General features: G+C 62.6%; 21 protein-coding genes. 13 read left to right on the forward strand and 8 right to left on the reverse strand.

Features of this window, described 5'->3' with window-relative positions; all coding sequences use genetic code 11:
* Positions 1 to 484 precede the first annotated feature (484 nt).
* Positions 485 to 1,372 carry a lipid kinase YegS gene (gene yegS / locus FS665_RS00375; RefSeq protein WP_145181656.1) on the forward strand — a complete coding sequence of 296 codons (888 nt, stop codon included), beginning with the start codon at positions 485 to 487 and terminating at the stop codon, positions 1,370 to 1,372.
* Here the strand turns inward: yegS and FS665_RS00380 are convergent.
* The 3 genes from FS665_RS00380 to FS665_RS00390 form a co-directional block, all read right to left on the reverse strand.
* The gene (locus tag FS665_RS00380; RefSeq protein WP_145181659.1) at positions 1,356 to 2,015 is read right to left on the reverse strand and encodes a response regulator transcription factor; all 660 of its coding nucleotides are present in this window, start codon (positions 2,013 to 2,015) and stop codon (positions 1,356 to 1,358) included. The genes yegS and FS665_RS00380 overlap by 17 nt on opposite strands.
* A complete protein-coding gene (locus FS665_RS00385) occupies positions 2,012 to 2,902 on the reverse strand; it encodes a sensor histidine kinase (RefSeq protein WP_145183308.1) in 891 nt (296 codons plus the stop codon). The genes FS665_RS00380 and FS665_RS00385 overlap by 4 nt, the downstream gene beginning before the upstream one ends.
* 318 nt (positions 2,903 to 3,220) lie before the next feature.
* The gene (locus FS665_RS00390; RefSeq protein ID WP_145183311.1) at positions 3,221 to 3,739 is read right to left on the reverse strand and encodes a histidine kinase; all 519 of its coding nucleotides are present in this window, start codon (positions 3,737 to 3,739) and stop codon (positions 3,221 to 3,223) included.
* Between the two features lie 349 nt (positions 3,740 to 4,088).
* On the opposite strand from FS665_RS00390, the gene FS665_RS00395 reads away from it, so the two are divergent.
* Positions 4,089 to 5,024 (forward strand): chemotaxis protein CheV, encoded by a 936-nt coding sequence (locus FS665_RS00395; protein WP_145181662.1) that lies wholly within the window; start codon positions 4,089 to 4,091, stop codon positions 5,022 to 5,024.
* 56 nt (positions 5,025 to 5,080) lie between these two features.
* Complete coding sequence (locus tag FS665_RS00400) at positions 5,081 to 5,884, forward strand: MOSC domain-containing protein (protein WP_145181665.1); 804 nt, start codon at positions 5,081 to 5,083, stop codon at positions 5,882 to 5,884.
* A gap of 52 nt (positions 5,885 to 5,936) precedes the next feature.
* On the opposite strand, the gene FS665_RS00405 is transcribed toward FS665_RS00400, so the two are convergent.
* A complete protein-coding gene (locus FS665_RS00405) occupies positions 5,937 to 7,865 on the reverse strand; it encodes a transglycosylase SLT domain-containing protein (RefSeq protein WP_145181668.1) in 1,929 nt (642 codons plus the stop codon).
* A gap of 222 nt (positions 7,866 to 8,087) precedes the next feature.
* Between FS665_RS00405 and FS665_RS00410 the strand changes: the two genes are divergently transcribed.
* Positions 8,088 to 10,016, forward strand: coding sequence for an ATP-binding cassette domain-containing protein (locus tag FS665_RS00410; RefSeq protein ID WP_145181671.1), 1,929 nt, complete (start codon positions 8,088 to 8,090; stop codon positions 10,014 to 10,016).
* A gap of 55 nt (positions 10,017 to 10,071) precedes the next feature.
* Here the strand turns inward: FS665_RS00410 and FS665_RS00415 are convergent, their stop codons facing one another.
* Positions 10,072 to 10,512 carry a universal stress protein gene (locus FS665_RS00415; RefSeq protein WP_145181674.1) on the reverse strand — a complete coding sequence of 147 codons (441 nt, stop codon included), beginning with the start codon at positions 10,510 to 10,512 and terminating at the stop codon, positions 10,072 to 10,074.
* Between the two features lie 110 nt (positions 10,513 to 10,622).
* Between FS665_RS00415 and FS665_RS00420 the strand changes: the two genes are divergently transcribed.
* The 7 genes from FS665_RS00420 to FS665_RS00450 all read left to right on the forward strand — a co-directional run bounded on the left by FS665_RS00420 (position 10,623) and on the right by FS665_RS00450 (position 18,815).
* Positions 10,623 to 11,060: a hypothetical protein gene (locus FS665_RS00420; protein ID WP_145181677.1), complete on the forward strand. Its 438-nt coding sequence runs from the start codon at positions 10,623 to 10,625 to the stop codon at positions 11,058 to 11,060.
* A 475-nt stretch (positions 11,061 to 11,535) separates the two neighbouring features.
* Complete coding sequence (fadB, locus tag FS665_RS00425; RefSeq protein WP_145181679.1) at positions 11,536 to 13,683, forward strand: fatty acid oxidation complex subunit alpha FadB; 2,148 nt, start codon at positions 11,536 to 11,538, stop codon at positions 13,681 to 13,683.
* A gap of 31 nt (positions 13,684 to 13,714) precedes the next feature.
* A complete protein-coding gene (gene fadA / locus FS665_RS00430) occupies positions 13,715 to 14,890 on the forward strand; it encodes an acetyl-CoA C-acyltransferase FadA (protein ID WP_145181682.1) in 1,176 nt (391 codons plus the stop codon).
* Between the two features lie 78 nt (positions 14,891 to 14,968).
* Entirely contained in the window at positions 14,969 to 15,220 is a 252-nt protein-coding gene (locus FS665_RS00435; protein ID WP_145181685.1) for a DUF1653 domain-containing protein, read from the forward strand.
* A gap of 100 nt (positions 15,221 to 15,320) precedes the next feature.
* Positions 15,321 to 17,930, forward strand: coding sequence for a type I DNA topoisomerase (topA, locus tag FS665_RS00440; RefSeq protein ID WP_145181688.1), 2,610 nt, complete (start codon positions 15,321 to 15,323; stop codon positions 17,928 to 17,930).
* Positions 17,931 to 18,015: 85 nt separating this feature from the next.
* Complete coding sequence (locus tag FS665_RS00445; RefSeq protein WP_145181691.1) at positions 18,016 to 18,531, forward strand: DUF6586 family protein; 516 nt, start codon at positions 18,016 to 18,018, stop codon at positions 18,529 to 18,531.
* 50 nt (positions 18,532 to 18,581) lie between these two features.
* Positions 18,582 to 18,815, forward strand: a complete 234-nt coding sequence (locus FS665_RS00450) for a hypothetical protein (RefSeq protein ID WP_003248777.1) — start codon at positions 18,582 to 18,584, stop codon at positions 18,813 to 18,815.
* A 38-nt stretch (positions 18,816 to 18,853) separates the two neighbouring features.
* On the opposite strand, the gene sulA is transcribed toward FS665_RS00450, so the two are convergent.
* Both sulA and lexA read right to left on the reverse strand, forming a co-directional pair.
* A complete protein-coding gene (gene sulA / locus FS665_RS00455) occupies positions 18,854 to 19,330 on the reverse strand; it encodes an SOS-induced cell division inhibitor SulA (protein ID WP_145181694.1) in 477 nt (158 codons plus the stop codon).
* A gap of 14 nt (positions 19,331 to 19,344) precedes the next feature.
* On the reverse strand, positions 19,345 to 19,953 hold the full coding sequence (lexA, locus tag FS665_RS00460; RefSeq protein ID WP_145181697.1) for a transcriptional repressor LexA: 609 nt from the start codon (positions 19,951 to 19,953) through the stop codon (positions 19,345 to 19,347).
* Between the two features lie 224 nt (positions 19,954 to 20,177).
* Here lexA and FS665_RS00465 point away from each other — a divergent pair, with 224 nt between their 5' ends.
* Positions 20,178 to 20,885 carry a TetR/AcrR family transcriptional regulator gene (locus FS665_RS00465; protein WP_145181700.1) on the forward strand — a complete coding sequence of 236 codons (708 nt, stop codon included), beginning with the start codon at positions 20,178 to 20,180 and terminating at the stop codon, positions 20,883 to 20,885.
* Positions 20,886 to 20,949: 64 nt separating this feature from the next.
* Positions 20,950 to 21,948 carry a beta-N-acetylhexosaminidase gene (nagZ, locus tag FS665_RS00470; protein WP_178108286.1) on the forward strand — a complete coding sequence of 333 codons (999 nt, stop codon included), beginning with the start codon at positions 20,950 to 20,952 and terminating at the stop codon, positions 21,946 to 21,948.
* 47 nt (positions 21,949 to 21,995) lie between these two features.
* Here the strand turns inward: nagZ and FS665_RS00475 are convergent, their stop codons facing one another.
* A complete protein-coding gene (locus FS665_RS00475) occupies positions 21,996 to 25,325 on the reverse strand; it encodes a DEAD/DEAH box helicase (protein ID WP_145181706.1) in 3,330 nt (1,109 codons plus the stop codon).
* Positions 25,326 to 25,328: the final 3 nt, after the last annotated feature.

The following is a 25,328-nucleotide window of genomic DNA, read 5'->3' on the forward strand; positions in this document are numbered from 1 at the left end:
GCCAATAACGTCTGTGACAGGCGCGCGCGACCGCCTTGTTGATACGACGCGATAGCGCGCCATGCGCCAAGGCGTACAAGTGTAGGAGCGAGCAGAGCTCGCGATGCGCCGCGCGAGCGGCGCTCGATCTCCCTATCGATGATGTGCGTCTGGAGGGTGTCGGAATCCGGTTTTTGCTGCAATGGGCAGGGCGGGAGGGTGTTGTCGCCCTTGAGATCGAGCGCTGCCCGCGCGGCGCATCGCGAGCTCTGCTCGCTCCTACGTTTGTTTCGGGCCAATAACGTCTGTGACAGGCGCGCGCGACCGCCTTGTTGATACGACGCGATAGCGCGTCAGGCGCCAAGGCGGACGCGCGCAAATCCCACAGGAATAATTGGGGCCAGCGCGATGGCGCCACGATCAGCTGTTTTGCGCGCCGTGTGCAGCATTCCGGCGTTCTGCGTGGTCGAGATCAGGACTGAATGATCGTGAGGGAGAAATTGTCATGTCAGAGCGCAAGGCAATGTTGATTCTGCATGGCAAGCAGGCCATGAACGAGGCGGTGCGCGAGGCCGTGATGGCCATGCGCGAGCGCGGCTGGCAACTGGATGTGCGTGTCACCTGGGAAGGGGGCGATGCTCAGCGTCTGGTGAGCGAGGCCCTGGCAGACGGTTACCGGCAGGTCATCGCCGGTGGCGGGGACGGGACCCTGCGCGAGGTCGCCGAAGCCATGGGCAAGGCGCGTACCGAAGCCAGCCTTGCGCTGTTACCTCTGGGTACGGCCAATGATTTCGCCAAGGCCGCTGGCGTTTCGCTGGAGCCAGCCGAAGCCTTGGCACTGCTTGAGCTGCCCGCGCGGCCGGTCGATCTCGGTCAGGTGGGCGATCAGTTGTTCCTCAACATGGCCACCGGCGGGTTCGGCAGCCAGGTCACCGCCAGCACCTCGGAAGATCTGAAAAAAATGCTCGGCGCTGCCGCCTACCTGTTCACTGGACTTTCACGCTTCAGTGAATTGCAGGCCGCCTCGGTGCAAGTGTCCGGACCGGGTTTCGATTGGCAGGGTGACCTATTGGCGCTCGGCATCGGTAACGGTCGCCAAGCCGGCGGCGGTCAGGCCCTGTGCCCGGAGGCCCTGGTCGATGATGGCTTGCTCGATGTCGCCATCTTGCCTGCACCCGTGGAGATGGTCGGTGCACTGCGTGACCTGCTCGGCGGTGAAGGCTTGTTCGTGCGCACCCGCTTGCCGTGGGTGGAAATCAAATGCTCCCAGGGCCTGGACATCAACCTCGATGGCGAGCCGTTGAAAGCTGACAGCCTGCGCTTCGAGGCACGGCCATCAGCGCTGCGCCTGCACCTGCCAAGTGACTCACCGCTGCTCAGTCATCCAGGCTGATGATCTTTTCGCGCACGGCGAACAACACCAGGCCCGCCACGTCGTAGATCTGCAGGCGCTTCATGACCTGCGAGCGATGGGTTTCCACGGTCTTGATCGACAGGCCCAAGCCTGCGGCGATCTCGCGCGTGGATTTGCCGCGCACGATCAGCCGCAGGATTTCGATCTGGCGGGCCGTCAGATTATGTCGGTCGACCGTCGCTTGCTTGCCGCCATGGCTGCGCATCAGCGCCTGGTTGATCACGGTGTGGGCGATGGCCGGGCTGAGGTAGCGCTCGCCATTACGCAAGGCGGTCAACGCCTGCTCGAGCTCGGTGGCCGTGGCATCCTTGAGCAGGTAGCCATGGGCGCCGCTTTCCAAGGCGCGCATGATCAGGTCCGGATCGGTGTGCATCGACAGGATCAGCACATTGCAGGTATGCCCGTTGGCGCGCAGTTGCGTCAGGGCATCCAGGCCGCTGGTCGAGCGCATCGAGATGTCCAGCAGGACGATGTCCGGTGCCAGTTGCCCGACCCGCTCCAACAATTGGTCGCCATCGTCGGCCTCGCCGATCACCGTGTAGCCGGGAATGTCGCCGACCAATGCTCGAACGCCGGCCCGAATGAGCGAATGATCGTCCACCAGCAGCAATCTACAGGTCATGATCGAGCAGGCGTCCTGGCGCGTTCATGGGTGCGTGGCGGCCAGGGAAACACGACCTCGATGCGCGTGCCGCTGCCCGGCTGACTGTCAATGACCAGGGCGCCACTGTGCGCGGTGGCCCGCTCGCGCATTCCGGCCATGCCGCGCTGGCCAACCGCTGCCGGATTGGCGGCAGGCGTGAAGCCTAGGCCGTCGTCCTGAATCGACAGCCCCAGCCCGTCCGCACGACGTTCGAGGCGGATGACGAGGTTGCTCGCCTGGGCATGGCGCAGCACATTGGTGACGGCCTCTTGCGTGATACGAAACGCTGCCATGGCGACCTCCTCGTTGATGCCACCCAGGCGCTGTTGGCATTCAAGGCTCCAGTGCAGCTCGGTGCTTTGCAGGGTACGTACCAGGTGAGCCCGCAGGCAGGCTTCCAGGCCCAAGCTGGCCAGCTGCCTGGGATTGAGCAGCGCAGTGACATTGCGCACTTTGCCCAGGGTGTCTTCAAGGGTGTGGCAGACACCCCCACAGTGCGCCTGCAGGTCGTCTGGGACCCGCCGTTGCAACCACTGCAGCTGCAGCTTGGCGGCGGTCAGCAACTGGCCGATGTCGTCGTGCAATTCGCGGCTCAGGTGCTGGCGCTCCTGTTCCTGCACCTTGAGCATCCGCCCAGCCAACTCTGCCGGACGCAAGCTGATGGACCTGGCGCCCTGGCTCATGTACCCGCCAACACCCAGGGTGGCGAGCAGCTGCAGCGCCAGCAGCCAGGCAGGCAGGGTATGTTCAAGCACCACCACGGTCAGATTGGCCAGCAACGAGGCCACACACAGCAGCGCCGTCGCCCAGCGCAGCAAGGTAACGCGCGGGCGGCGGCGCAGAGATTTCTTCAAGCGTGGGAACATAAAATGAAAAGCCACTGAAGTCTTGCTGATTGAGGCCATGCACAACGCTGGCAAACCAGCCCCTGCGCGTTATTTAGAGTGCCGAGCTGGCTTAGTTAGCGCGCATGTTAACACTTTGCCACGCGTTGGTCGCGGCACAGGGTAGGTGTAAACCTCAGTATTTGCGGGGCGCTGAATGGGTTTGTTGACAACGACCCAATGTAACGAAATATCGCCGGCTATATCACCAGATGTTGCTGCATGTTAATTAAACGAAGCGCGCTCAAGTGCGGCTTTACCAACTAACACCAGATTACATGTTGTACGAGCGTCGCCGGGTTAGCGATTGTTTTTACCAAGCCAGCTGGCAACGTCTGTGACCAGGTCGGGATGGGTTGCGCCCGTTGAATGAGCACACAGTCGACCTTGCTCGGTGCAAGACGCACACGTTTGCGGCAGTGGCTGATCAAGGGCTTCTGCCAGCTCGCTGAGCAATGCGCTCTGCTCGCCGTTTTCCAGAGCCAGGCGGCCAGTGCGTCTATCGACCAGCTCCAGTTGCCACGCCAGCAGGACCAAGCAGGCATTGAGGATTGGCAAGGCGCCGTTGTTCAGCCGTCGTTGCTGGCACGCTGGGGCCAGTAACTGATGCAGCACGCTGGCGTAGTGGGCGATTTCCGGCAAACCCAAACTGTCGGCGCGGCGCGCCAGGGTGGCCAGTACATGGTTCAGGCACTGACAGGCATCTGCATCGTTAGCGATCAACTCCAAATGCTGCAGGCATTCTTGGGCCTGGGTCAGCAACACCTGAGCGTCCAGCAGGAAACCCTGCACCGTGTCGTATGACGCCGTGCCGTCCATCATGCCGCTCCTGCGCGTTGCGCGGGAGAGATTGACGGCCACGCCTTATCGATCGCTAGCAAAAGCCTGACTCCATTCATGCAGTGAGAATGGCGTCACAATAATGGCTAAAGGATATCGCGAACATCAGGTTGCACCTGATTGCCTCTAGGGGTTTCCCTGAGAGCAGTGCAGTCCGCTTGGCGATTGCTGGCCTATCACAAATAGACCTGCCGGCAGTAAAGCATGATGTTATTGTGATATCAATTGCCCTTCGGGCGTTTTTCACCCTGGGGTCAAGATGCCCGACCAATGGCCGATACAGGGCCGTTCAGTTCTTTTTTTCACTACCAAACCAGGGGGTTTTCCAATGGCTGGCATTCTTGACACAGTCGACCAACGCACACAGCTGGTGGGTGAGAATCGCCTGGAAATCCTGATGTTCCGACTGGCCGGCCGTCAGTTGTTCGCGATCAATGTTTTCAAGGTGCAGGAGGTACTGCAGCTGCCGCGCCTGACGCTGATGCCGCAACGCCATGCGTTCGTCTGTGGCGTGGTCAACCTGCGGGGTCAGACCCTTCCGGTGATCGACCTGTCCCAGGCCATTGGCATGCGCGCGCTGCAACCGGGGCCGGACAGCACCATCATCGTCACCGAATACAACCGCTCGGTGCAGGCGTTTCTAGTGGGTGGCGTGGATCGCATCGTCAACATGAACTGGGAGGCGATCATGCCGCCGCCCACCAGCGCGGGTCGCCAGCACTACCTGACCGCCATCACCAAGGTCGATGAGCAGTTGGTGGAGATCATCGACGTGGAAAAGGTCCTGGCCGAGATCGTCCCGTACAACGCTCGGGTATCGGGCGAGAAACTCGCCGACCCGGTGCTGGCCCGTGCTCGCGGGCGCGAAGTGCTGCTGGTGGACGACTCCAGTGTGGCCCTGGCGCAGCTGCGCGATACCCTCTCGCAGTTGGGCGTCAAGCTGCATGTGGCCAGCGACGGCCTCAAGGCGTTGCGCATGCTCAAGGGCTGGGCCGATGCCGGTGAAGATGTCTGCGAGAAGCTGCTGATGGTGTTCACCGATGCCGAGATGCCTGAGATGGACGGCTACCGATTGACCACCGAAATCCGCAATGACCCTCGTCTGCGCGGGCTCTACGTGGTCCTGCACACATCGCTGTCGGGCAGCTTCAACGAATCGATGGTAAAAAAAGTCGGCTGCGACAACTTCCTCTCCAAGTTCCAGCCCGACCGTCTGGTCGAAGTGGTCAAGCAACGCCTGTTGCTCGACACCAGCAACGCGTGATCCAGCCAGCGGCCAGGTATAAGCTTGTGCTTTGAGTTGGCACGAGGCGCGCAGGGATGTTTCTCAGTGAGTTGTACCGGTATCCGGTGAAGTCGGGGCAGGCCGAGCGTTTGCAGGCATCCGGCGTGGGCCTGTTGGGCCTTCAGGGTGACCGGCGCTGGATGGTGGTCGAGCAGGACAATGGACGTTTCCTCACCCAACGGGCCTGGCCGCAGTTGAGTCAGTTGCAGGCCAGCGACAGCGCCGCTGGAGGGCTGCTGCTGCAGGTGCCGGGACAGGCGCCGCTGAGCGTGCCGGTGCCCGATGCCGATACTGCGCTGCGGGGTGTGACCTTGTGGCGCGACACCTTGCGCGTGCCGGACGCCGGAGACGAGGTGGCTGCCTGGCTGTCGCAGTGGCTAGGCAAGGCGGTGCGCCTGGTGCACTGTCCCGAGCAGCGTGCACGGTATCTGCCCAGCGGCTATGGCCTGAACAGTGATCGCGCGGCATTTCCGGACGGCTTTCCCTTGCTGCTGGTAGGACAGGGCTCGGTGGATGACCTCAGCCGCCGGGTTGGCCGACCGATGGAAGTACTGCGCCTGCGGCCCAACCTGGTGGTTGCGGGCGCTGCGCCATTTGCCGAGGACGGCTGGATGCGCATTCGCATCGGCACCCTGGAATTCCGCCTGCTCAAGCCAAGCGTGCGCTGCATCTTCACCACGCTGGACCCTGCAACCGGCGCGCGCAGCGCCGACCGCGAGCCGTTGAGCACCTTGAAAACCTACCGGGAGAAGGACGGCGACATTCTGTTTGGGCAGAACCTGGCGGTCGATGGCGAAGGGTGGCTGGAAGTCGGTATGAAGGTCGAAGTCCTGGCGTGAGCCAGGACGTGGGCAGGCCTGCACGGGCAATGCCGGTGCAGGCCTGCAGCGGTTACATGTCGTCGAAGTAGCGCTCGTGCCAGTCCACCAGCGGCTGTGGCACGTTGAGCTTCTGCCCGTAGATCACCGAGTACGACAGCACGTTCTGCACGTACTGACGGGTCTCGTCGAACGGAATCGACTCCACCCACACGTCGAAGCTCAGGTGCTTGGCGCCCTTGAGCCACTGGCGAACCCGCCCCGGCCCTGCGTTGTACGCTGCCGAAGCCAGAACACGGTTGCCATTGAACTGACCGTGCACCTGGCTCAGGTAGGCCGCGCCGACCTGGATGTTCTTGTCCGGGTTGAACATCTGCTGGGGCGAGGCCAGGGGGATGCTGAACTTGCGCGCAGTTTCCTTGGCAGTGGCCGGCATCACCTGCATCAGGCCACTGGCACCGACGCTGGAGCGGGCATCTTCCATGAAGGCACTCTCCTGACGCGTAATGGCGAACACCCAGCTCGAATGCAGGCCCCGCACCTTGGCCTCACGCACCAGGGTGTCGCGGTAGGCCATCGGGAAGCGCACTTCCAGATCATCCCAGTACTGCGCCTGGCTGATGGTGCGGATGGCTGGGAAGTACCAGCGCATGTCGTAGGCCAGGCGCGCCTGCGCGACCATTTCGTCGCGGCTGAAGTGACGGCTTACGTGGTACCACTCGCGGCGCCCTTCGACGATCTGGCCACGTGCATGAAACTCCAGCGCGCGGCGGATGCCAGGGGCGTTGCGCACCTTGTTGACCAATTGCGGGCTCAGGACCAGCGGCCGGTTGTTCAGTTGGTAAGGGGTTTTCGCCCGATCGGCCGCCAGGAAGCCGTAGAAGTCGCGTTCGCGGGCGACGTTCTTGTACAGCAGCGGAATCTGCGGGTTGTTCGGCTGCGCCAGCTCCAGGCTGCGGGCCTGCCAGTACTTCCAGCGGTTGCTGCTGGCCAGGTCCTGGGGCAGGCGTTTGGTCAGCTCGTAGACGTCTTCCCAGCGGCCCAGGCGCAGCAGCAAGCGCAGGCGCCACTCACTGACGGTGTTGTCGCGCAGCTCCGGGTCATAGCGCGTCATCAGGTCGAGCGCGCGTGGGTCGTAGCGGCGTGCCAGGGTCAGGCCGATTTCGCGGGCAATGGCGACTTTCTCGTCGCGCGAGAAGTGCATGCGTTGGGCATAGTCGTCGAGCAGCGCCATGGCCCGCTCCGGGTCCTGACGGGCCAGACGCCGCAGGCCCAGGCTGACGACATCGGACATGGCCTCGTTGACCGGGGTGAAACGCGACGGCTGATTGAGCAGCTCAGGCTTCTGCGCGACGTCGATGAGCAACTTGCCCTGGGCGCCGAGTGTGGTCAGGCCCTGCACCAGGCTGTTGGCCAGCGGATAGTTGCGCGCCTGGGCGGCAAGCTTGGCGCGGTTCCAGCGCCTGGCTTCGGTCAGTTGGCCTTCGGCGGCCCACATGCCGAACAGGGTATCGCACGCGGCCGGTTGTGCCTTGCCGACGTTCCACAGTTTTTCGGCGCTGGCAAAGCCCTCGGCGCGCTGGCCGTGGCTGAGTTGGTACTGGCCGTTGAGGCAGTCGAGCTCGGTGAAGTTGAGCTTGGGATCGTAGTACTTGGCGAAGGTGTCCCATTCGCCGCGTTCGGCCAGCCAGCGCAACCAGCGCAGTTTCATCCAGTTGGCCTGGGGCAGGTCGCCGTGCTTGGCCAGAAACGCTTCGATCTCCTGGTTGCTGGCGCTTTTCAGGCGCGCGGTCAGTTCGTCGTAGGCCAGGTACGGCGTCAGCGGGTAGTCGCTCAGCGCCTGGGCATAGCGCAGGTATGGGCCCTTGTCGCCCTTGGCCAGCGCGCGCTTGGCTTCGTCGTAGTATTGGCGTTGCTGGGAAAGCTCGATGGCTTGCGCGGCACTGGCGGTGGCGGCGCTAAGCAGCAGGCATGAAGCAATTTGTAACAGGCGGCTGCGCATGATACGTCCGGGCAGTTGAACCATGGGGCAGTGGCGGCCAGGCCGACACGATGAGGATCCGATTGCCCTAGCTTAGCCGTTTGCCGGCGACCGATGATAGCGCTGTGCTTGTAACCAGCCATTTACCGCGACCGGGCGTCGCCGCGACGCTCGGCAGCCGGCAACGTGATGCCCGCAACGGCCAAGTCAGGTAGAATGCGCGCCCGCTTTCTGGAGACGAACATGACCCTGCTCAAATTCAGCGATGTGTCCCTCGCATTCGGCGCGATGCCGCTGCTGGACAAGGTATCCTGGCAGATCGCCCGTGGCGAGCGGGTGTGCATCATCGGCCGCAATGGCACTGGCAAATCGAGCATGCTGCGCCTGGTCAAGGGCGAGCAGAAGGCTGACGATGGCGATATCTGGCGCGCGCCGGGGCTCAAGATCGGCGAATTGCCGCAAGAGCTGCCGGTGGCCGATGAGCGCACCGTGTTCGATGTGGTCGCCGCAGGTCTGGACGGCGTCGGCGAGTTGCTGGCCGAGTTCCACCAGCTGAGCCAGAACATTCAGGGCGACGACGACCTGGAAAAACTCATGCACGTTCAGCACGAACTGGAAGTGCGTGACGGCTGGCGCCTGCAGCAGGTGGTGGAAAGCACCCTGAGCCGCCTGCAGCTGCCTGCCGACAAGACCCTGGCCGAGCTCTCGGGCGGCTGGCGCCGGCGCGTGCTGCTGGCCCAGGCCCTGGTGTCCGAGCCCGATCTGCTGTTGCTCGATGAGCCGACCAACCACCTGGACATCGGCGCCATCGCCTGGCTCGAAGAAGCGCTCAACGGATTCAACGGCGCCGTACTGTTCATCACCCACGATCGCTCCTTCCTGCAGAACCTGGCCACGCGCATCCTCGAACTGGACCGCGGTGGCCTGATCGACTGGAATGGCGATTACGCCAGTTTCCTGGTGCACAAGGAAGCCGCGCTGGCTGCCGAAGAAACCGCCAATGCGCTGTTCGACAAGCGCCTGGCCCAGGAAGAGGTGTGGATCCGTCAGGGCATCAAGGCCCGTCGTACCCGTAACGAAGGCCGGGTGCGTGCGCTCAAGGCCTTGCGCGTCGAGCGCGGCGAGCGTCGCGAGCGCCAGGGCAAGGCCAACATCCAGATCGAGTCCGCCGAAAAGTCCGGCAAGCAGGTCATGGTGCTGGAGAACGTCAGCTTCGCCCATCCCGGCGGTCCACTGCTGGTCAAGGACTTTTCCATGGTCCTGCAGCGCGAAGACCGCATTGGCCTGCTCGGCGCCAACGGCACCGGCAAGACCACCTTGCTGAAGATGATGCTGGGCGACCTGGAGCCCACCGCTGGCAAGGTCGAGCGCGGCACCAAGCTGGAAGTGGCGTATTTCGACCAGATGCGCCACCAGCTGGAGCTGGAAAAGACCGTCATCGACAACCTCGCCGAAGGCCGTGACTTCATCGACATCGACGGCCAGAGCCGTCATGTCCTGAGTTACCTAGGCGACTTCCTGTTCAGCCCGCAGCGTGCGCGCACGCCGGTCAAGGCCCTGTCCGGTGGCGAGCGCGCGCGCCTGCTGCTGGCCAAGCTGTTCAGCAAGCCAGCCAACCTGTTGGTGCTCGATGAGCCGACCAACGACCTGGACGTCGAAACCCTCGAGTTGCTCGAAGAGGTGCTGTGCAACTACAAGGGCACCGTGCTGATGGTCAGCCACGACCGTGCCTTCCTCGACAACGTGGTCACCAGCACCCTGGTGTTCGAAGGGCAGGGCAAGGTCCGCGAATACGTCGGGGGTTACGAAGATTGGATCCGCCAGGGCGGCTCGCCGAAGCTGCTCGGCGTGGCCGAAAGCAAGAGCGGCAAATCCGAGCTCAACAGCGCGGTCGTCGAGAAAACCGCCGAACCGGCTGCGCCTGCGGCGGCGGCGCCAGCGGCGGACGCCACGAAGAAAAAGCTCAGCTACAAGCTGCAACGTGAGCTGGAAATGCTCCCGGGGCAGATCGATGCCCTTGAGCAACGCATGGCCCAAGCGCAGGAAGAAGTCAGCGCTGCCGGTTTCTATCAGCGCCCAATTGCCGAAACCTCGGCAGTCCTGGCCAAGATAGAAAAGCTGCAGGGTGAACTGGACGCGCTGGTCGAGCGTTGGGCTGAGCTCGAAGGTTGATCAGCTGGGCTGGCCTGTTCGCGGCTGATCCGCGAGCAGGCCGGCCCAGGCGGCCTCAGTCTTTCTTCAGCAGGCGCACTGCCAGCACATCGCACGGGGCGCCATGCAGCACGTCATTGGCGGTGGAGCCCAGCAGCAAGGCCAGGCCGTGGCGGCCATGGCTGCCCACCACGATCAGGTCGCAATTGTGCTCTTTGGCCAGCTGGTGGATCTCCTGGCGCGGCTGGCCATAGGTCAGGTGCAAGTCGCCATGCTGGATGCCGGGATACTTGAGGAACAGCCGTTGCATGCGTTCCTTGGCCTGGTCGAACTGCTGTTGCTGCAACTGCGACAGATCCATCGGCACGTCGCCGCCGAACGCCATGGCCATCGGCTCGACGATATGCACCAGCGACACTTTGGCGCCCGTTGGCTCGGCGAGCTTCATGGCACGCTTGATCACCGGATCGCACTCTTCGGTGAGGTCGACGGCGACCAAAAGATGTTCATAGGACATGAGCTGTACTCCTGACGAGGGCGTTGGTAGAAGTATGGTCGCTTTCTGGCGGGCCATCGGTGAAACCTGAGTAACCCGCTCATTTGCAACGCTTTATGGGATCTACAGATATGACGGTATGGCTAGTGGTGTCAATCCTTGCGCTGATTCTCAGCCCGCTTTCCTGGCTGCGCCTGTCGCGCAAGCAGGGCCAGCAGATGGACTTGCGCCTGCAAGCGCGGCGCATGGGCATGGCCATGCAGTTGGCGCCGCAGCAGTGGCCGCACTGGTTCGAGCAGGCGCCGCCGAGCCCTTGTCCGCAGTACCATCGCGCCCGGCGCCGCGGCCATGAAGATTGCTGGTGTTACTGGCAAGTCAGCCCTGGGGTGTGGTGGAACCAGTGGAAGGAAGCCTGTGCCGAACCGCGCCTGATCGAGGTGTTCGCCCGCCTGCCGCGTACCGTCTACAAGGTCGAGGCCGACACACGCATGCTGGCGTTGTACTGGAGCGAGCGGGGCGATGAAACAGTTTTGCAGGATATTGCCTACGCCTTCGAAACCCTCGCTTGACCCCGCCTGTAACGACAAAGCGGCAACCCGGTAGCTACCAGGTTGCCGCTTTGTCGTTTCTGCACTGCAGAAAAGGCCAGGCAGGCCGGGAAAATTCTTGAAACTGCTCACAGTGTAGCGGGTTCGCCGTCTGCTGCAGCGATCGGCATGCAGCGCCAAGTACATTTACGTTGTCAATTGCCAGGATGAATGATCGGTAATCACTGGATCGGCAGAGAGGCGTCGGACCCTGGTAAATGGCCGCAACGACGGCGTTTTTGACCTCGGTGCAGCATTTGACAATGCCGGGCATTTCGGAGAATGTGTGCACACCCAAATCAAACGGGCGTATGAATTGAGCGTTTGTATGTCACATCGCTCAATCACGATCCCGACTAGCGCGCTGACGGGTGTGCCTGGGCGCGGGGCAGCGTGGTCTGCCTGAGCCCAGCGATCGGCGTGTACAGTTCAGCTTCCATATCGTGGAGATCAGTTGATGATTTACGAAGGTAAAGCCATCACGGTTAAGGCTCTTGAAAGCGGCATCGTCGAACTGAAGTTCGATCTCAAGGGTGAGTCCGTCAACAAGTTCAATCGCCTGACCCTGGACGAGCTGCGCCAGGCCGTCGATGCCATCAAGGCCGACGCCTCGGTGAAGGGTGTGATCGTCAGCAGCGGCAAGGACGTGTTCATCGTCGGCGCCGACATCACCGAATTCGTCGACAACTTCAAGCTGCCCGAAGCCGAGCTGGTTGCCGGCAACCTGGAAGCCAACCGCATCTTCAACGCCTTCGAGGATCTCGAAGTGCCGACTGTCGCGGCCATCAACGGTATCGCCCTGGGTGGCGGCCTGGAAATGTGCCTGGCGGCCGACTACCGGATCATGTCCAGCAGCGCCAAGATCGGTCTGCCCGAAGTCAAGCTGGGCATCTACCCAGGCTTCGGCGGCACCGTGCGCCTGCCGCGCCTGATCGGCTCGGACAACGCCATCGAGTGGATTGCCGCCGGCAAGGAAAACCGCGCCGAAGACGCCCTCAAGGTTGGCGTGGTCGATGCGGTGGTAGCCCCTGAGCTGCTGCAGGCAGGCGCCCTGGACCTGATCAAGCGTGCCATCAGCGGCGAGCTGGACTACAAGGCCAAGCGTCAGCCGAAGCTTGAGAAACTCAAGCTCAACGCCATCGAACAGATGATGGCTTTCGAGACCGCCAAGGGCTTCATTGCCGGCCAGGCTGGGCCGAACTACCCAGCGCCGGTCGAGGCCATCAAGACCATCCAGAAGGCGGCTAACTTCGGCCGCGACAAGGCCCTGGAAGTCGAGGCCGCAGGCTTCGCCAAGCTGGCCAAGACGCCAGTTGCCGCCAGCCTGATTGGCTTGTTCCTCAATGACCAGGAGCTCAAGCGCAAGGCCAAGGCGCACGACGAAATCGCCCACGACGTCAAGCAGGCCGCGGTGCTCGGCGCTGGCATCATGGGTGGCGGCATCGCTTACCAGTCGGCGGTCAAAGGCACCCCGATCCTGATGAAGGATATCCGCGAGGAAGCCATTCAGCTGGGCCTGAACGAGGCCTCCAAACTGCTCGGCAATCGCGTCGAAAAAGGCCGCCTGACCCCGGCGAAAATGGCCGAGGCGCTCAACGCCATTCGCCCAGCGCTGTCCTACGGCGACTTCGCCAACGTCGACATCGTCGTCGAAGCGGTAGTCGAGAACCCCAAGGTCAAGCAAGCGGTGCTGGCCGAAGTCGAAGGCCAGGTCAAAGACGACGCCATTCTGGCTTCCAACACCTCGACCATCTCGATCAACTTGCTGGCCAAGGCGCTCAAGCGTCCGGAAAACTTCGTCGGCATGCACTTCTTCAACCCAGTGCACATGATGCCGCTGGTCGAGGTGATCCGCGGCGAGAAGTCCAGTGACGTGGCCGTCGCCACCACCGTGGCCTACGCCAAGAAGATGGGCAAGAACCCGATCGTGGTCAACGACTGCCCTGGCTTCCTGGTCAACCGCGTGCTGTTCCCGTACTTCGGCGGTTTCGCCAAGCTGGTCAGCGCTGGTGTGGATTTCGTGCGCATCGACAAGGTCATGGAGAAATTCGGCTGGCCCATGGGGCCTGCGTACCTGATGGACGTGGTCGGTATCGACACTGGCCACCACGGTCGCGATGTCATGGCCGAGGGCTTCCCGGACCGCATGAAGGATGATCGGCGTTCGGCCGTCGATGCTCTGTACGAGGCCAAGCGCCTGGGTCAGAAGAACGGCAAGGGCTTCTATGCCTACGAGACGGACAAGCGCGGCAAGCCGAAAAAGGTGTTCGATGCCACCGTGATGGACGTGCTCAAGCCGGTCGTCTTCGAGCAGCGTGAGGTCAGCGATGAAGACATCGTCAATTGGATGATGATCCCGCTGTGCCTGGAAACGGTGCGCTGCCTGGAAGACGGTATCGTCGCCACTGCCGCCGAGGCAGACATGGGCCTGGTCTACGGCATCGGTTTCCCACCGTTCCGTGGCGGTGCGCTGCGCTACATCGATTCGATCGGCGTAGCCGAATTCGTTGCCCTGGCCGACCGCTACGCCGACCTGGGGCCGCTGTACCACCCGACCGCGAAGCTGCGTGAAATGGCCAAGAGCGGCCAGCGCTTCTTCAACTGAGTGGTCAACGAGCTAGAGCGAGAGATTTGATATGAGCCTGAATCCAAGAGACGTGGTGATTGTCGACTTCGGTCGCACCCCCATGGGCCGCTCCAAGGGTGGCATGCACCGCAACACCCGCGCCGAAGACATGTCGGCGCACCTGATCAGCAAGTTGCTCGAGCGCAACGACAAGGTCGACCCCAAGGAAGTCGAGGATGTGATCTGGGGCTGTGTCAACCAGACCCTGGAGCAGGGCTGGAACATCGCGCGCATGGCGTCGCTGATGACCCAGATCCCCCACACCTCGGCCGCGCAAACCGTCAGCCGTCTGTGTGGCTCGTCGATGAGCGCGCTGCACACCGCCGCCCAGGCGATCATGACCGGCAACGGCGATGTCTTCGTGGTCGGCGGTGTCGAGCACATGGGGCACGTGAGCATGATGCACGGCGTAGACCCCAACCCGCATCTGTCCCTGCACGCTGCCAAGGCCTCGGGAATGATGGGCTTGACCGCCGAGATGCTCGGCAAGATGCACGGCATCACCCGTGAGCAGCAAGATCAGTTCGGCCTGCGCTCGCACCAGCTGGCGCACAAGGCGACGGTCGAAGGCAAGTTCAAGGACGAGATCATCCCGATGCAAGGGTATGACGAGAACGGTTTCCTCAAGGTCTTCGACTACGATGAAACCATCCGTCCGGAAACCACCCTCGAAGGCCTGGCCTCGCTCAAGCCTGCCTTCAACCCCAAGGGCGGCACCGTGACTGCCGGTACGTCGTCGCAGATCACCGACGGTGCCTCGTGCATGATCGTCATGTCCGGGCAGCGCGCCATGGACCTGGGCATCCAGCCCTTGGCGGTGATCCGTTCGATGGCTGTAGCCGGTGTCGACCCTGCGATCATGGGCTACGGGCCGGTGCCATCGACCCAGAAAGCGCTCAAGCGCGCGGGGCTGAGCATGACCGATATCGACTTCATCGAGCTCAATGAAGCCTTTGCCGCGCAGGCCCTGCCGGTGCTCAAAGATCTGAAAGTGCTCGACAAGATGAATGAGAAGGTTAACCTGCACGGCGGCGCCATCGCTTTGGGCCACCCGTTCGGTTGCTCGGGTGCACGCATTTCCGGCACCCTGCTCAATGTCATGAAGCAAAATGGCGGCACCTTGGGCGTGGCGACCATGTGCGTTGGCTTGGGCCAAGGTATCACGACTGTCTTCGAACGCGTCTGATCGCGGGCGATGCCAGCAGCCGGGGCCTAGTGCCCCGGTTTTTGTTTTTCAGGTTTATGCGTTTCGAGGAAGCGACACATGCGGATACAGCCAGGGATCTATCGCCATTACAAAGGGCCTGAGTACCGTGTTTTCACCGTTGCACGGCACTCGGAAAACGAAGAGTGGATGGTTTTCTATCAATGCCTGTATGGTGATTACGGTTTCTGGGTGAGGCCGCTGTCGATGTTCCAGGAGAGCGTCGAGGTTGACGGCGAGCAGGTGCCACGCTTTGCTTTGGTCACGGTCGAAGAAGGGCTGGCCGAGCTGTCCGGCGGGTCGCAAGCATGATCGACCACGCTTGACCTCACTCATTCGCCACTATATATAGCGGTGCCGCGTCCGGCACCTGACGCGTTTTTCATCTTCAGATTCAGGAATACTCCGATCCATGGGCAAATCGCTGGTCATTGTGGAATCCCCGGCCAAGGCCAAGACCATCAACAAGTACCTGGGCAACCAGTACGTGGTGAAGTCGAGTATCGGCCATATCCGAGACCTCCCCACCAGCGGTTCGGCCAGCGCAAGCAAAGAGCCAGCCGCCAAGCGTGGCAAGGCTGCGGGTGAGGCCCCGGCGCTGTCGCCGAAAGAGAAGGCGCGGCGCCAGCTGGTAGCGCGCATGGGCGTCGACCCCGAGCATGGCTGGAAGGCCAAGTACGAGATCCTTCCTGGCAAGGAAAAGGTCATCGACGAGCTGCGCCGCCTGGCCAAGGATGCCGACACCATCTATCTCGCAACCGACTTGGACCGCGAAGGGGAGGCCATTGCCTGGCACCTGCGCGAGGCCATCGGTGGTGATGACAGCCGCTACAAGCGCGTGGTGTTCAACGAAATCACCAAAAAAGCCATTCAGGAAGCGTTCTCGCAGCCTGGCGAGCTGGACATCGACCGTGTCAACGCGCAGCAGGCGCGGCGCTTCCTTGACCGCGTGGTTGGCTACATGGTTTCGCCGCTGCTGTGGGCCAAGATCGCCCGTGGCCTTTCGGCTGGCCGCGTGCAGTCGGTAGCGGTCAAGCTGGTAGTCGAGCGCGAGCGCGAGATCCGCGCCTTCGTGCCGCAAGAATACTGGGAAGTGCACGCCGACCTGGGCACCGCCAAAAACGCCAAGGTGCGTTTCGAAGTGGCGCGGCAGAAGGGCGAAGCCTTCAAGCCGCTCAACCAAGCGCAGGCCATGGCCGCCCTGGAACAGCTCAAGGCGTCCAGCTACAGCGTGGTCAAGCGCGAAGACCGCCCGACCAGCAGCAAGCCGTCGGCGCCCTTCATCACCTCGACCCTGCAACAGGCTGCAAGCAATCGCCTGGGCTTCGGGGTGAAGAAGACCATGATGATGGCTCAGCGCTTGTATGAGGCAGGCTACATCACTTACATGCGTACCGACTCGACCAACCTGTCGACCGACGCCCTCGACATGGCACGCAGCTATATCGAGCGCGAATTCGGCAAGCAGTACCTGCCCGAAGCGCCGATGCTCTACGGCAGCAAGGAGGGCGCTCAGGAAGCGCACGAAGCGATCCGCCCCTCGGATGTCAACACCCACCCGACCAAGCTCAGCGGCATGGAGCGGGACGCCGAACGCCTGTACGAATTGATCTGGCGCCAGTTCCTGGCGTGCCAGATGCCGCCTGCGCAGTACCTGTCGACCAGCGTTACCGTGGCAGCGGGCGACTTCGAGCTGCGTGCCAAGGGGCGTATCCTCAAGTTCGACGGTTACACCCGCGTATTGCCGCAGCAGAGCAAGCCCGGCGAAGACGACGTCCTGCCAGAAATGGCGCAGGGTGAGGTGCTCAAGCTGATCGAGCTGGACCCCAGCCAGCACTTCACCAAGCCACCGGCACGCTTCACCGAAGCCAGTCTGGTCAAGGAGATGGAAAAGCGTGGGATCGGCCGCCCATCGACGTACGCGGCGATCATCTCGACGATTCAGGACCGTGGATATGTGACGCTGCACAACCGTCGCTTCTACTCCGAGAAGATGGGCGATATCGTCACCGAGCGCCTCTCCGAGAGTTTCTCGAACCTGATGGACTACGGCTTCACCGCCGGCATGGAAGAAAACCTCGACGACGTGGCCCACGGCGAGCGTGACTGGAAAAACGTCCTCGACGAATTCTATGGCGACTTCAGCAAGAAGCTGTCGAACGCCGAATCTGCCGAAGGCGGGATGCGCGCCAATCAGCCGACCATGACCAACATTGCCTGCAAGGAATGTGGTCGGCCGATGATGATTCGTACCGCCTCCACCGGTGTCTTCCTGGGTTGCTCCGGGTACAGCCTGCCGCCCAAAGAGCGCTGCAAGGCGACAGTCAACCTGGTGCCTGGCGATGAAATCGCGGCCGACGATGAGGGCGAGTCCGAATCGCGCGTCCTGTTGGGCAAGCACCGCTGCCCGATCTGCGCCACGGCGATGGACGCCTACCTGCTCGATGAGAAGCACAAGCTGCACATCTGCGGCAATAACCCGGATTGCCCGGGCTATGAGATCGAAGAGGGCAGCTACCGCATCAAGGGCTACGAAGGGCCGAGCCTTGAGTGTGACAAGTGCGGCAGCGAGATGCAGCTCAAGACCGGGCGTTTCGGCAAATTCTTCGGTTGCACCAACCCTGCGTGCAAGAACACGCGCAAGCTGCTCAAAAGCGGCGAGGCAGCGCCGCCGAAGATGGACAAGGTCGACATGCCCGAGCTCAAGTGCGAGAAGGTCGACGACACCTATGTGTTGCGTGATGGCGCCTCGGGGCTGTTCCTGGCCGCCAGCCAGTTCCCCAAGAATCGCGAAACCCGTGCGCCGCTGGTGATGGAGATCGTGCCGCACAAGCATGAAATCGACCCCAAATATCACTTCCTGTGTGAAGCACCGCAGAAAGATCCGGATGGCCGCCCAACCGTGATCCGCTATAGCCGCAAGACCAAGGAGCAGTACGTGCAGTCCGAAGTCGACGGCAAGCCGACCGGCTGGAAGGCGTTCTACGACGGTGGGGCGTGGAAGGTCGAAGACAAGCGCTAACGCGTGGGTAATGAAAATGGGCCGCTTTGCGGCCCTGTTCATTTATGATGCAGGCATTGCCCAGCGCCCAGTGGAGTCTTGCGACATGGCCCAGGAACTGTATACCCGCACCAACCAGAAATTCTTCTTCGCCGGACTCGCGCTCGAATCGATGGCCAAGGCCGAAGCCAGCCAGGCGATGAATGCACAAGGGCTGGTCCAGGCCGAGCGTGAGGCGGCGTTGTTTCATCTGTATGGCGCGCTGCTGGGCATGTGTCATGAAATCGGCGGGTTCTATCGCCTGCCGGTTGTGGCTACTGTCGAGCACGCGTTGGCTGACGAGGCCCTCAACGGCATTGCCATTCCTGAGGTAGCCGAGCTCTTGGAGCTCGCCCGTCAGCGGGAAACCTGGTTGGCGAAAATGCTCAACGCTTATGCCGATTTGTTCCGACCACCGGTCGCCAGGAAAGCCCCCAAAACGGATGTCACCCAGCCGCTGATCCAGGCGGTCAACCTCGACCAACCCGGGCAGCCTGCGCTGTCGCGCGAAGAATTGGAGAGCTGGCGAAATCATCTCAAAGACTTGGTGAGACGTTTCCGCGACGCGTTGAGTGAGTGCTGACAGCGGCTTGCGCTGGTACACTAACGGCCTTTCGTGGAGAACTGCCTTATATGTCTACGTCGTTTCTGGAAATTGTCGAGTTGCCTGATGGCCGTATCGAGCTGCGTCGCGCCGAGGATGAAGGCTCCCTGGTAACCCTGGATTTCTCGGAAGACGCCAAGGTGTTCCTGCAGGGGCAACATGTCGAAGTGGCCAAGGCCATGCTCAGTGTGGGCGTGCAGATGGCGGGTCGTCTGATGGATGGCGAGCTGGAGCGAGACGAAGGGCCGCGCGTGTTGCATTGATGCAGCGACCGCAGGGATTCATGGGCAAAGCCTGAATATCAGCCGAGGCGGATGTTCAGGCTTTGTGCGTTTCCAGTGCTGGCAGCGCGTTGCAATTGCAGGCGTGCATTGGCATTGATGCCGCCCAGCCAGCTGACCACCGTGTGGCTGCGGCCCAGGCGCAAGGCTTCGCAAGCCAGTTGCAAGGCGCTCTGATTGCCGCGAGGCTGCAGCAGCAGGATGCGCTCGCGGTTCAAGCCGGCATCGCGCAACCAGGCTTGGGTGACGCTCGCAGGCGGGGCTATGAGGGTCAGCCAGCGCGCTTGGGCGTCTTCGCTGAGCTCGCGCAGCACGGGTGCCAGCAGGCTGTGGCAATGTTCGGGGGCGCCGCGCAGGGACAGTTCGCTGAACAACGCCGGGTCGCTGCTTTTGCCTGTTTGCTCGACGGCTTTCAAGCCCGGCAGCACCGGCTGGGCCAGAAACGCCTCGAAGAGCGGAAGCTGGACCTGATGTTGTACATGGGTGAATGGCTGCATGGCGCCTCCTGTTTTCAGCGGCGTATAACGCCGACACTCAAGCCCTCGATGGTCAGTTCCTGTTCTTTCAGGTCGACTTCGATAGGGGCGAACTCTGGGTTTTCAGCGATCAGCCACACCTTGCTGCCTTCACGCTTGAAGCGCTTGACGGTCACTTCGTCGCCGATACGGGCCACGACGATTTGGCCATTGCGCGCTTCGCGGCAGGTATGTACGGCCAGCAGGTCACCGTCGAAGATGCCGACGTCCTTCATGCTCATGCCGTGAACGCGCAGCAGGTAGTCGGCGCGAGGATGGAAGAAGCTCGGATTGATGTTGCACGATTGCTCGATGTGCTGCTCGGCCAGGATCGGCGCACCGGCAGCAACACGGCCAATGATTGGCAGGCCGTTTTCCTCGGCCTTGGCGTCCAGACCCGGGATGCGGATGCCGCGGGAGGCGCCTGGAGTCATTTCGATCGCGCCTTTGCGCGCCAGCGCCTTGAGGTGCTCCTCGGCCGCATTGGGAGACTTGAAGCCCAGCTTTTGTGCGATTTCCGCTCGCGTTGGCGGGAAGCCGTTGTCCTCGAGGCAGCGTTTGATGAAGGCCAGGATTTCGGCTTGGCGTGGCGTCAGTTTCAACATGGCAGGGGCTCTGTCTTTTTATACAGTGACTGGAATTATATACAGTACTGCGGGCGAGGCAAGCCTAACGCACGACGGTAAAGCGCGGGCCGAGCGTCATTTGCACCTTGCAGCCCGCGGCCAGGCGCCTTTTAATGGCGACCGGCCGGTCACAGAGCCTTGACAGGCACTGCCATGAAACGTATGTTTCAAACACCTGTTTGTCTCTGTCTGGCGGAGTAGTGATGGCCCAATCGGAAACCGTTGAACGCATACTCGATGCTGCCGAGCAGCTGTTCGCGGAAAGAGGCTTTGCCGAGACTTCATTGCGCCTGATCACCAGCAAGGCAGGCGTCAATCTTGCTGCGGTCAACTACCACTTCGGTTCCAAGAAGGCGCTTATCCAAGCGGTCTTCTCTCGCTTCCTCGGGCCCTTCTGTGCCAGCCTGGAGCGCGAACTCGAGCGGCGCCAGGCCAGGCCCGAGGCCAAGCCCAGCCTTGAAGAGCTGCTGGAGATGCTGGTGGAACAGGCGTTGGTGGTGCAGCCGCGCAGCAACAATGACCTGTCGATCTTCATGCGCCTGCTGGGCCTGGCGTTCAGCCAGAGCCAGGGCCACCTGCGGCGCTATCTCGAAGACATGTATGGCAAGGTGTTCCGCCGCTACATGTTGCTGGTCAACGAGGCCGCGCCGCGCATCCCGCCGCTGGAGCTGTTCTGGCGGGTGCACTTCATGCTCGGCGCCGCGGCGTTCAGCATGTCCGGGATCAAGGCGTTGCGCGCCATTGCCGAAACCGATTTTGGTATCAACACCTCGATCGAACAGGTCATGCGCCTGATGGTGCCATTCCTGGCTGCGGGCATGCGCGCCGACACTGGCGTGACCGACCCCGCCATGGCCAGCGCGCAGTTGCGCCCGCGCAGCAAGGCCAGCAGCGTGCCTGCCAAGGCCTGAGGCCGAGGCAATGGCCCCTGGCATTACCGAATCTGTCATTTAAGGATTGTCTATGACCGCCAGCCTGCAAGGCTCTCTGATGGTGGATATCGCCGGTACATGGCTCACCAGCGAAGATCGCCAGCTGTTGCGCCAGCCGCAAGTGGCCGGCTTGATCATCTTCGCTCGCAACATTGAAAACCCGCGCCAGGTGCGTGAGCTGTGCGCGTCGATTCGCGCCGTTCGCCCAGATCTGATCCTGGCCGTCGACCAGGAAGGCGGGCGTGTGCAGCGCCTGCGCCAAGGTTTCGTACGCCTGCCGGCGATGCGCGCTATCGCCGACAACACCAATGCCGAGTACCTGGCCGAGCAGTGTGGCTGGTTGATGGCAACCGAAGTGCTGGCAGTAGGGCTTGACCTTAGCTTCGCACCAGTACTCGATCTCGATCACCAGCGCAGCGCCGTGGTCGGCAGCCGCGCCTTCGAGGGTAATCCCGAGCGCGCCACGCAGCTGGCTGGCGCGTTCATTCGCGGCATGAACGCGGCGGGCATGGCAGCCTGCGGCAAGCACTTCCCCGGCCACGGTTGGGCTGAAGCGGACTCGCACGTGGCGATTCCAACCGACGAACGCAGCCTCGAGCAATTGCGCCAGGCGGATCTGCTGCCTTTCAGTCGCTTGAGTGGGCAGTTGGCAGCGGTGATGCCCGCGCACGTGATCTATCCGCAGGTGGACAATCAGCCGGCTGGTTTCTCCCGGCGCTGGTTGCAGGACATTCTCCGGGGTGAGCTGGGCTTTGACGGCGTGATCTTCAGCGATGACCTGTCCATGGCCGGTGCACATGTGGTGGGTGATGCGGCCAATCGCATCGAGGCGGCGCTGAGCGCCGGCTGCGACATGGGCCTGGTGTGCAACGACCGGGCGGCAGCGGAGCTTGCGCTGAGCGCAGCACAGCGCTTGAAGGTTGCCCCTTCGCCGCGCATTGCGCAGATGCGCGGGCGTGGCTTCGCCAGGACGGATTATCGCCAGCAGCCACGTTGGCTGGAGGCCCTCGGGGCCTTGCAGCAAGCGCAGCTGGTCGATTGAGCCGCTCGGCGCCTCGCAGCTTGCGCGCAAGGCCTGGCTGAACTGGCTTAGCGGCCCCGTTTGCCAGGCAGAGGCGCGAACAGCGCCTCGATCTCTTCATCCGCCAATCGCCACTGGCCGGCCTGCCCACCATCGAGCAGACTCGCCGCCAGCGCCGCCTTCTCCTGTTGCAGGGCCTGGATCTTCTCTTCAACCGTGCCACGCGTGATCAACTTGAACACGAACACCGGCTTGTCCTGGCCAATGCGGTAGGCGCGGTCGGTGGCCTGGTTTTCGCTGGCCGGATTCCACCACGGGTCGAAGTGGATCACGGTGTCGGCGGCGGTGAGGTTCAGGCCTACGCCACCTGCCTTGAGGCTGATCAAGAAGACTTCGCTTTGACCTTGCTGGAACTGCTGCACCGGCGTGCGGCGGTCGCGGGTATCGCCTGTCAGCAGGCTGTAGCGGATCGCGCGCTTTTTCAGTTCGTCTTCGATCAGCGCCAGCATCGAGGTGAACTGCGAGAACAACAGCACTCGGCGCCCTTCACTGAGCAACTCCTCGAGCATTTCCAGCAGCGCGCCGAGTTTGCCCTTGTCAGCCTGGTTGCCCTTGGCCTCGACGCCCTTGACCAGACGCAGGTCGCAGCACACCTGGCGCAACTTGAGCAGGGCGTCGAGGATCACGATCTGACTGCGTGAGGCGCCATTGCGGGCGATCTCGTCGCGCACTTTCTTGTCCATCGCCACCCGCACTGTTTCATAGGTATCGCGCTGCGCGTCGCTCAGGTCCACCCAGTGCACCATCTCGGTCTTGGCCGGCAACTCGGTGGCCACCTGTTCCTTGGTGCGACGCAGCAGGAAAGGCCGTACCCGACTGACCAGGTGGGCCAGGCGCTCGGCATCGCCATGGCGTTCGATCGGCGAGCGATACTCCTGATTGAAGCGTTTCACATCGCCCAGCCAGCCGGGCATCAGGAAATTGAAGATCGACCACAGCTCGCCGAGGTTGTTTTCCATGGGCGTGCCGGTCAGGCACAGCCGCTGGTTGGCCTGCAGCTCGCCAGCGGCCTGGGCTGCTTTGCTGGTGCTGCTCTTGATGTTCTGCGCTTCGTCCAATATCAGCACATGCCACGGGTGTTCGCGCAGGTGCGCCAGGTCGCGGGGCAGCAGTGCATAGGTGCTGAGTACCAGGTCGTACTCGTGCAGGGTGGTGAAATGCTTGTTGCGCCCCGGACCGTGCAGGGCCAGCACGCGCAAGTCCGGGGCAAATCGCTGGGCTTCGTCAAGCCAGTTGGGCACAAGGCTCGTGGGCATGACCGCCAGCGCCGGCTGGGTCAGGCGCCCGGCTTGCTTTTCCAGCAGCAGGTGGGCGAGGGCCTGCAGGGTCTTGCCCAGGCCCATGTCGTCGCCGAGGATGCCGCCAGTGCCCATTTCGCGCAGGGCTTGCAGCCAGTTCAAGCCTTGTTGCTGGTAAGGGCGCAGCGTGGCTTGCAAGGCGCTGGGGGCATCGACGTGCAGGTCGCGGGCATCGCGCAGGCGCCGGCCCAGGTCGCGCACCTGGGCGCCACCTTCCCACTGCAGTGGCAGATGGTCGATCGCGTTCAAGCGCGCCGCGTCGGTACGGTCCATGCGCACTGCAGGGCCCACCGGGTCATCGTGCAGGTACAGCTCGCCCAAGGTGCCCATCAACGCCTTGATGCGGCCATAGGGCAGGGCCACGCGCAAGGCCGGGCTGTCCTGGCGGCCTCGGTTGAGGTCGATCAGCAGGTGTTCGTCGTCGCTGCGCCGCGCCAGCTCACTGGGACGCAGCAGCTCGGGGCTGCTGCGCAGCAGTTGCAGCACGATGGGTAACAGGCTGTGGCGCTGGCCCTCGACCACGATGCCCAACTCGAGGTCGAACCACTCATGGCCGGGTGCCTCGTCGATGTTGGCGTACCAGTCGTCCACCTCTTGCAGGCTGAAGGCAAAATCGCGGTGAATGTCGATCTCCCAGCCGGCCTCGCGCAGGCGTGGCAGGCCCTCGCGTGCAAAGCGCAGCCAGGCTTCGTCGTCGGGCAGCTCGAACATCTCGCCGGCGTTCTCAGGCAGCGCTTTGCTCTGCCGCGTGGCCGCCTTGAAGCCCAGCTCACGCAATTGCTTGCGCAACGCTTGCTCGGCGGGCGCCTGGCGGCGGATGCGTTGGCTGGTGGAGCCGACCAGGCGGGTGAGGGGCTTGTCGTCAGTGCCGCTGGTGCGCAGACCGTCGTAGTCGAATGCCAGTGCGGCGCGGTGTTGCATTTGCCGTTGCATGCGCCCGGTCTTGGGCATGTACGCGGTGAATTCGAGGCTGCCGAGCGACAAGTGGGCGGTGGGCTGCAGCGTGTCGATGAATTGTTCCTGAACCGGGGTAGGGGTCGGCACCTTGTGTGTGAGCGCGCTCAACTTGTGGCTCAACGGCACCACCAGACGCTCAGGCACCTCAGGGGCCAAACTCAGTTGAACGGCCACGTGCGGGTCCAGGTCATGCTCGACCTTGCCGACCTGCCGGCTGGCGACGTCGAAATAATACAGCGGGATCAGCGGGATGACGCAGGCCAGGGGCTGTTCGCCGTGATACCACATGCCCTCGTAATTGCCGTTTGCCAGGCGCACCCAACGAAACTCACCCTGGCGCGTTTCGCCTTCGCTGATGAGTGGAAAATCCACGTCGAAGAACATGCGCCCAGTCTCCAGCACGCGCTGGAACAGCTCGCCGCCTTCATGCCCCTTGAGGTAGTAGCCGCGGTCCTGGCTACCGCCTTGGTTCAATGCCGAAAGCAGGCGCAGGATACGGACGTCTTCTTCGGTGACGAAGCGCGGCGGTTCATAGAGAAAGTCATAGAGCGAGGTGACGCGACTGAAGCGAATGCCTTCCTCGCTGCGGGTACCTTTGCGCACCATCAGGCTGCAACCGGCACCGGCACCGGCACCGGCACCCAGCTGCAGCTGGTAGCAGACCATGCGCCCACGCTTGTCGCTGCTTGCCTGGGGTTTGCGTGGCGCCTGCTCGAGGTTGGTCAGCCAACTCAACAGTTCGGGTGACAGGCTGTTCGGGTTGATCTGGGGGCCCTGGCCACTGTTGTGCAGATCGCTGAGGCTGAACAATACCGCGGCGCAGTGCTTGCAATTGTGCTGCACGGGGCAGCTGCAATCGCCGTCGACATAGCAGCGGCCACCGGCGACGCTCACCTGCAGCGATTGCGTGTAGAGGTTGCCGCCGCTGCCCGCGCAGGTGGCACTGATCTGCGAATCGCTGATGCTGTCGAGTTTGACCCGGCCCTCCTCGGCGTAGCGCTCGCCGCGTTGCAGTACCGCTTTGCTGAACGACTGTGTCCAGTTCGGATAGTCGTTCAGTATCTCGAAAGCGTCTTGCGTCATCGC

Origin of the sequence: Pseudomonas sp. URMO17WK12:I11 (assembly GCF_007677725.1) — a bacterium.
Classification (GTDB): domain Bacteria; phylum Pseudomonadota; class Gammaproteobacteria; order Pseudomonadales; family Pseudomonadaceae; genus Aquipseudomonas.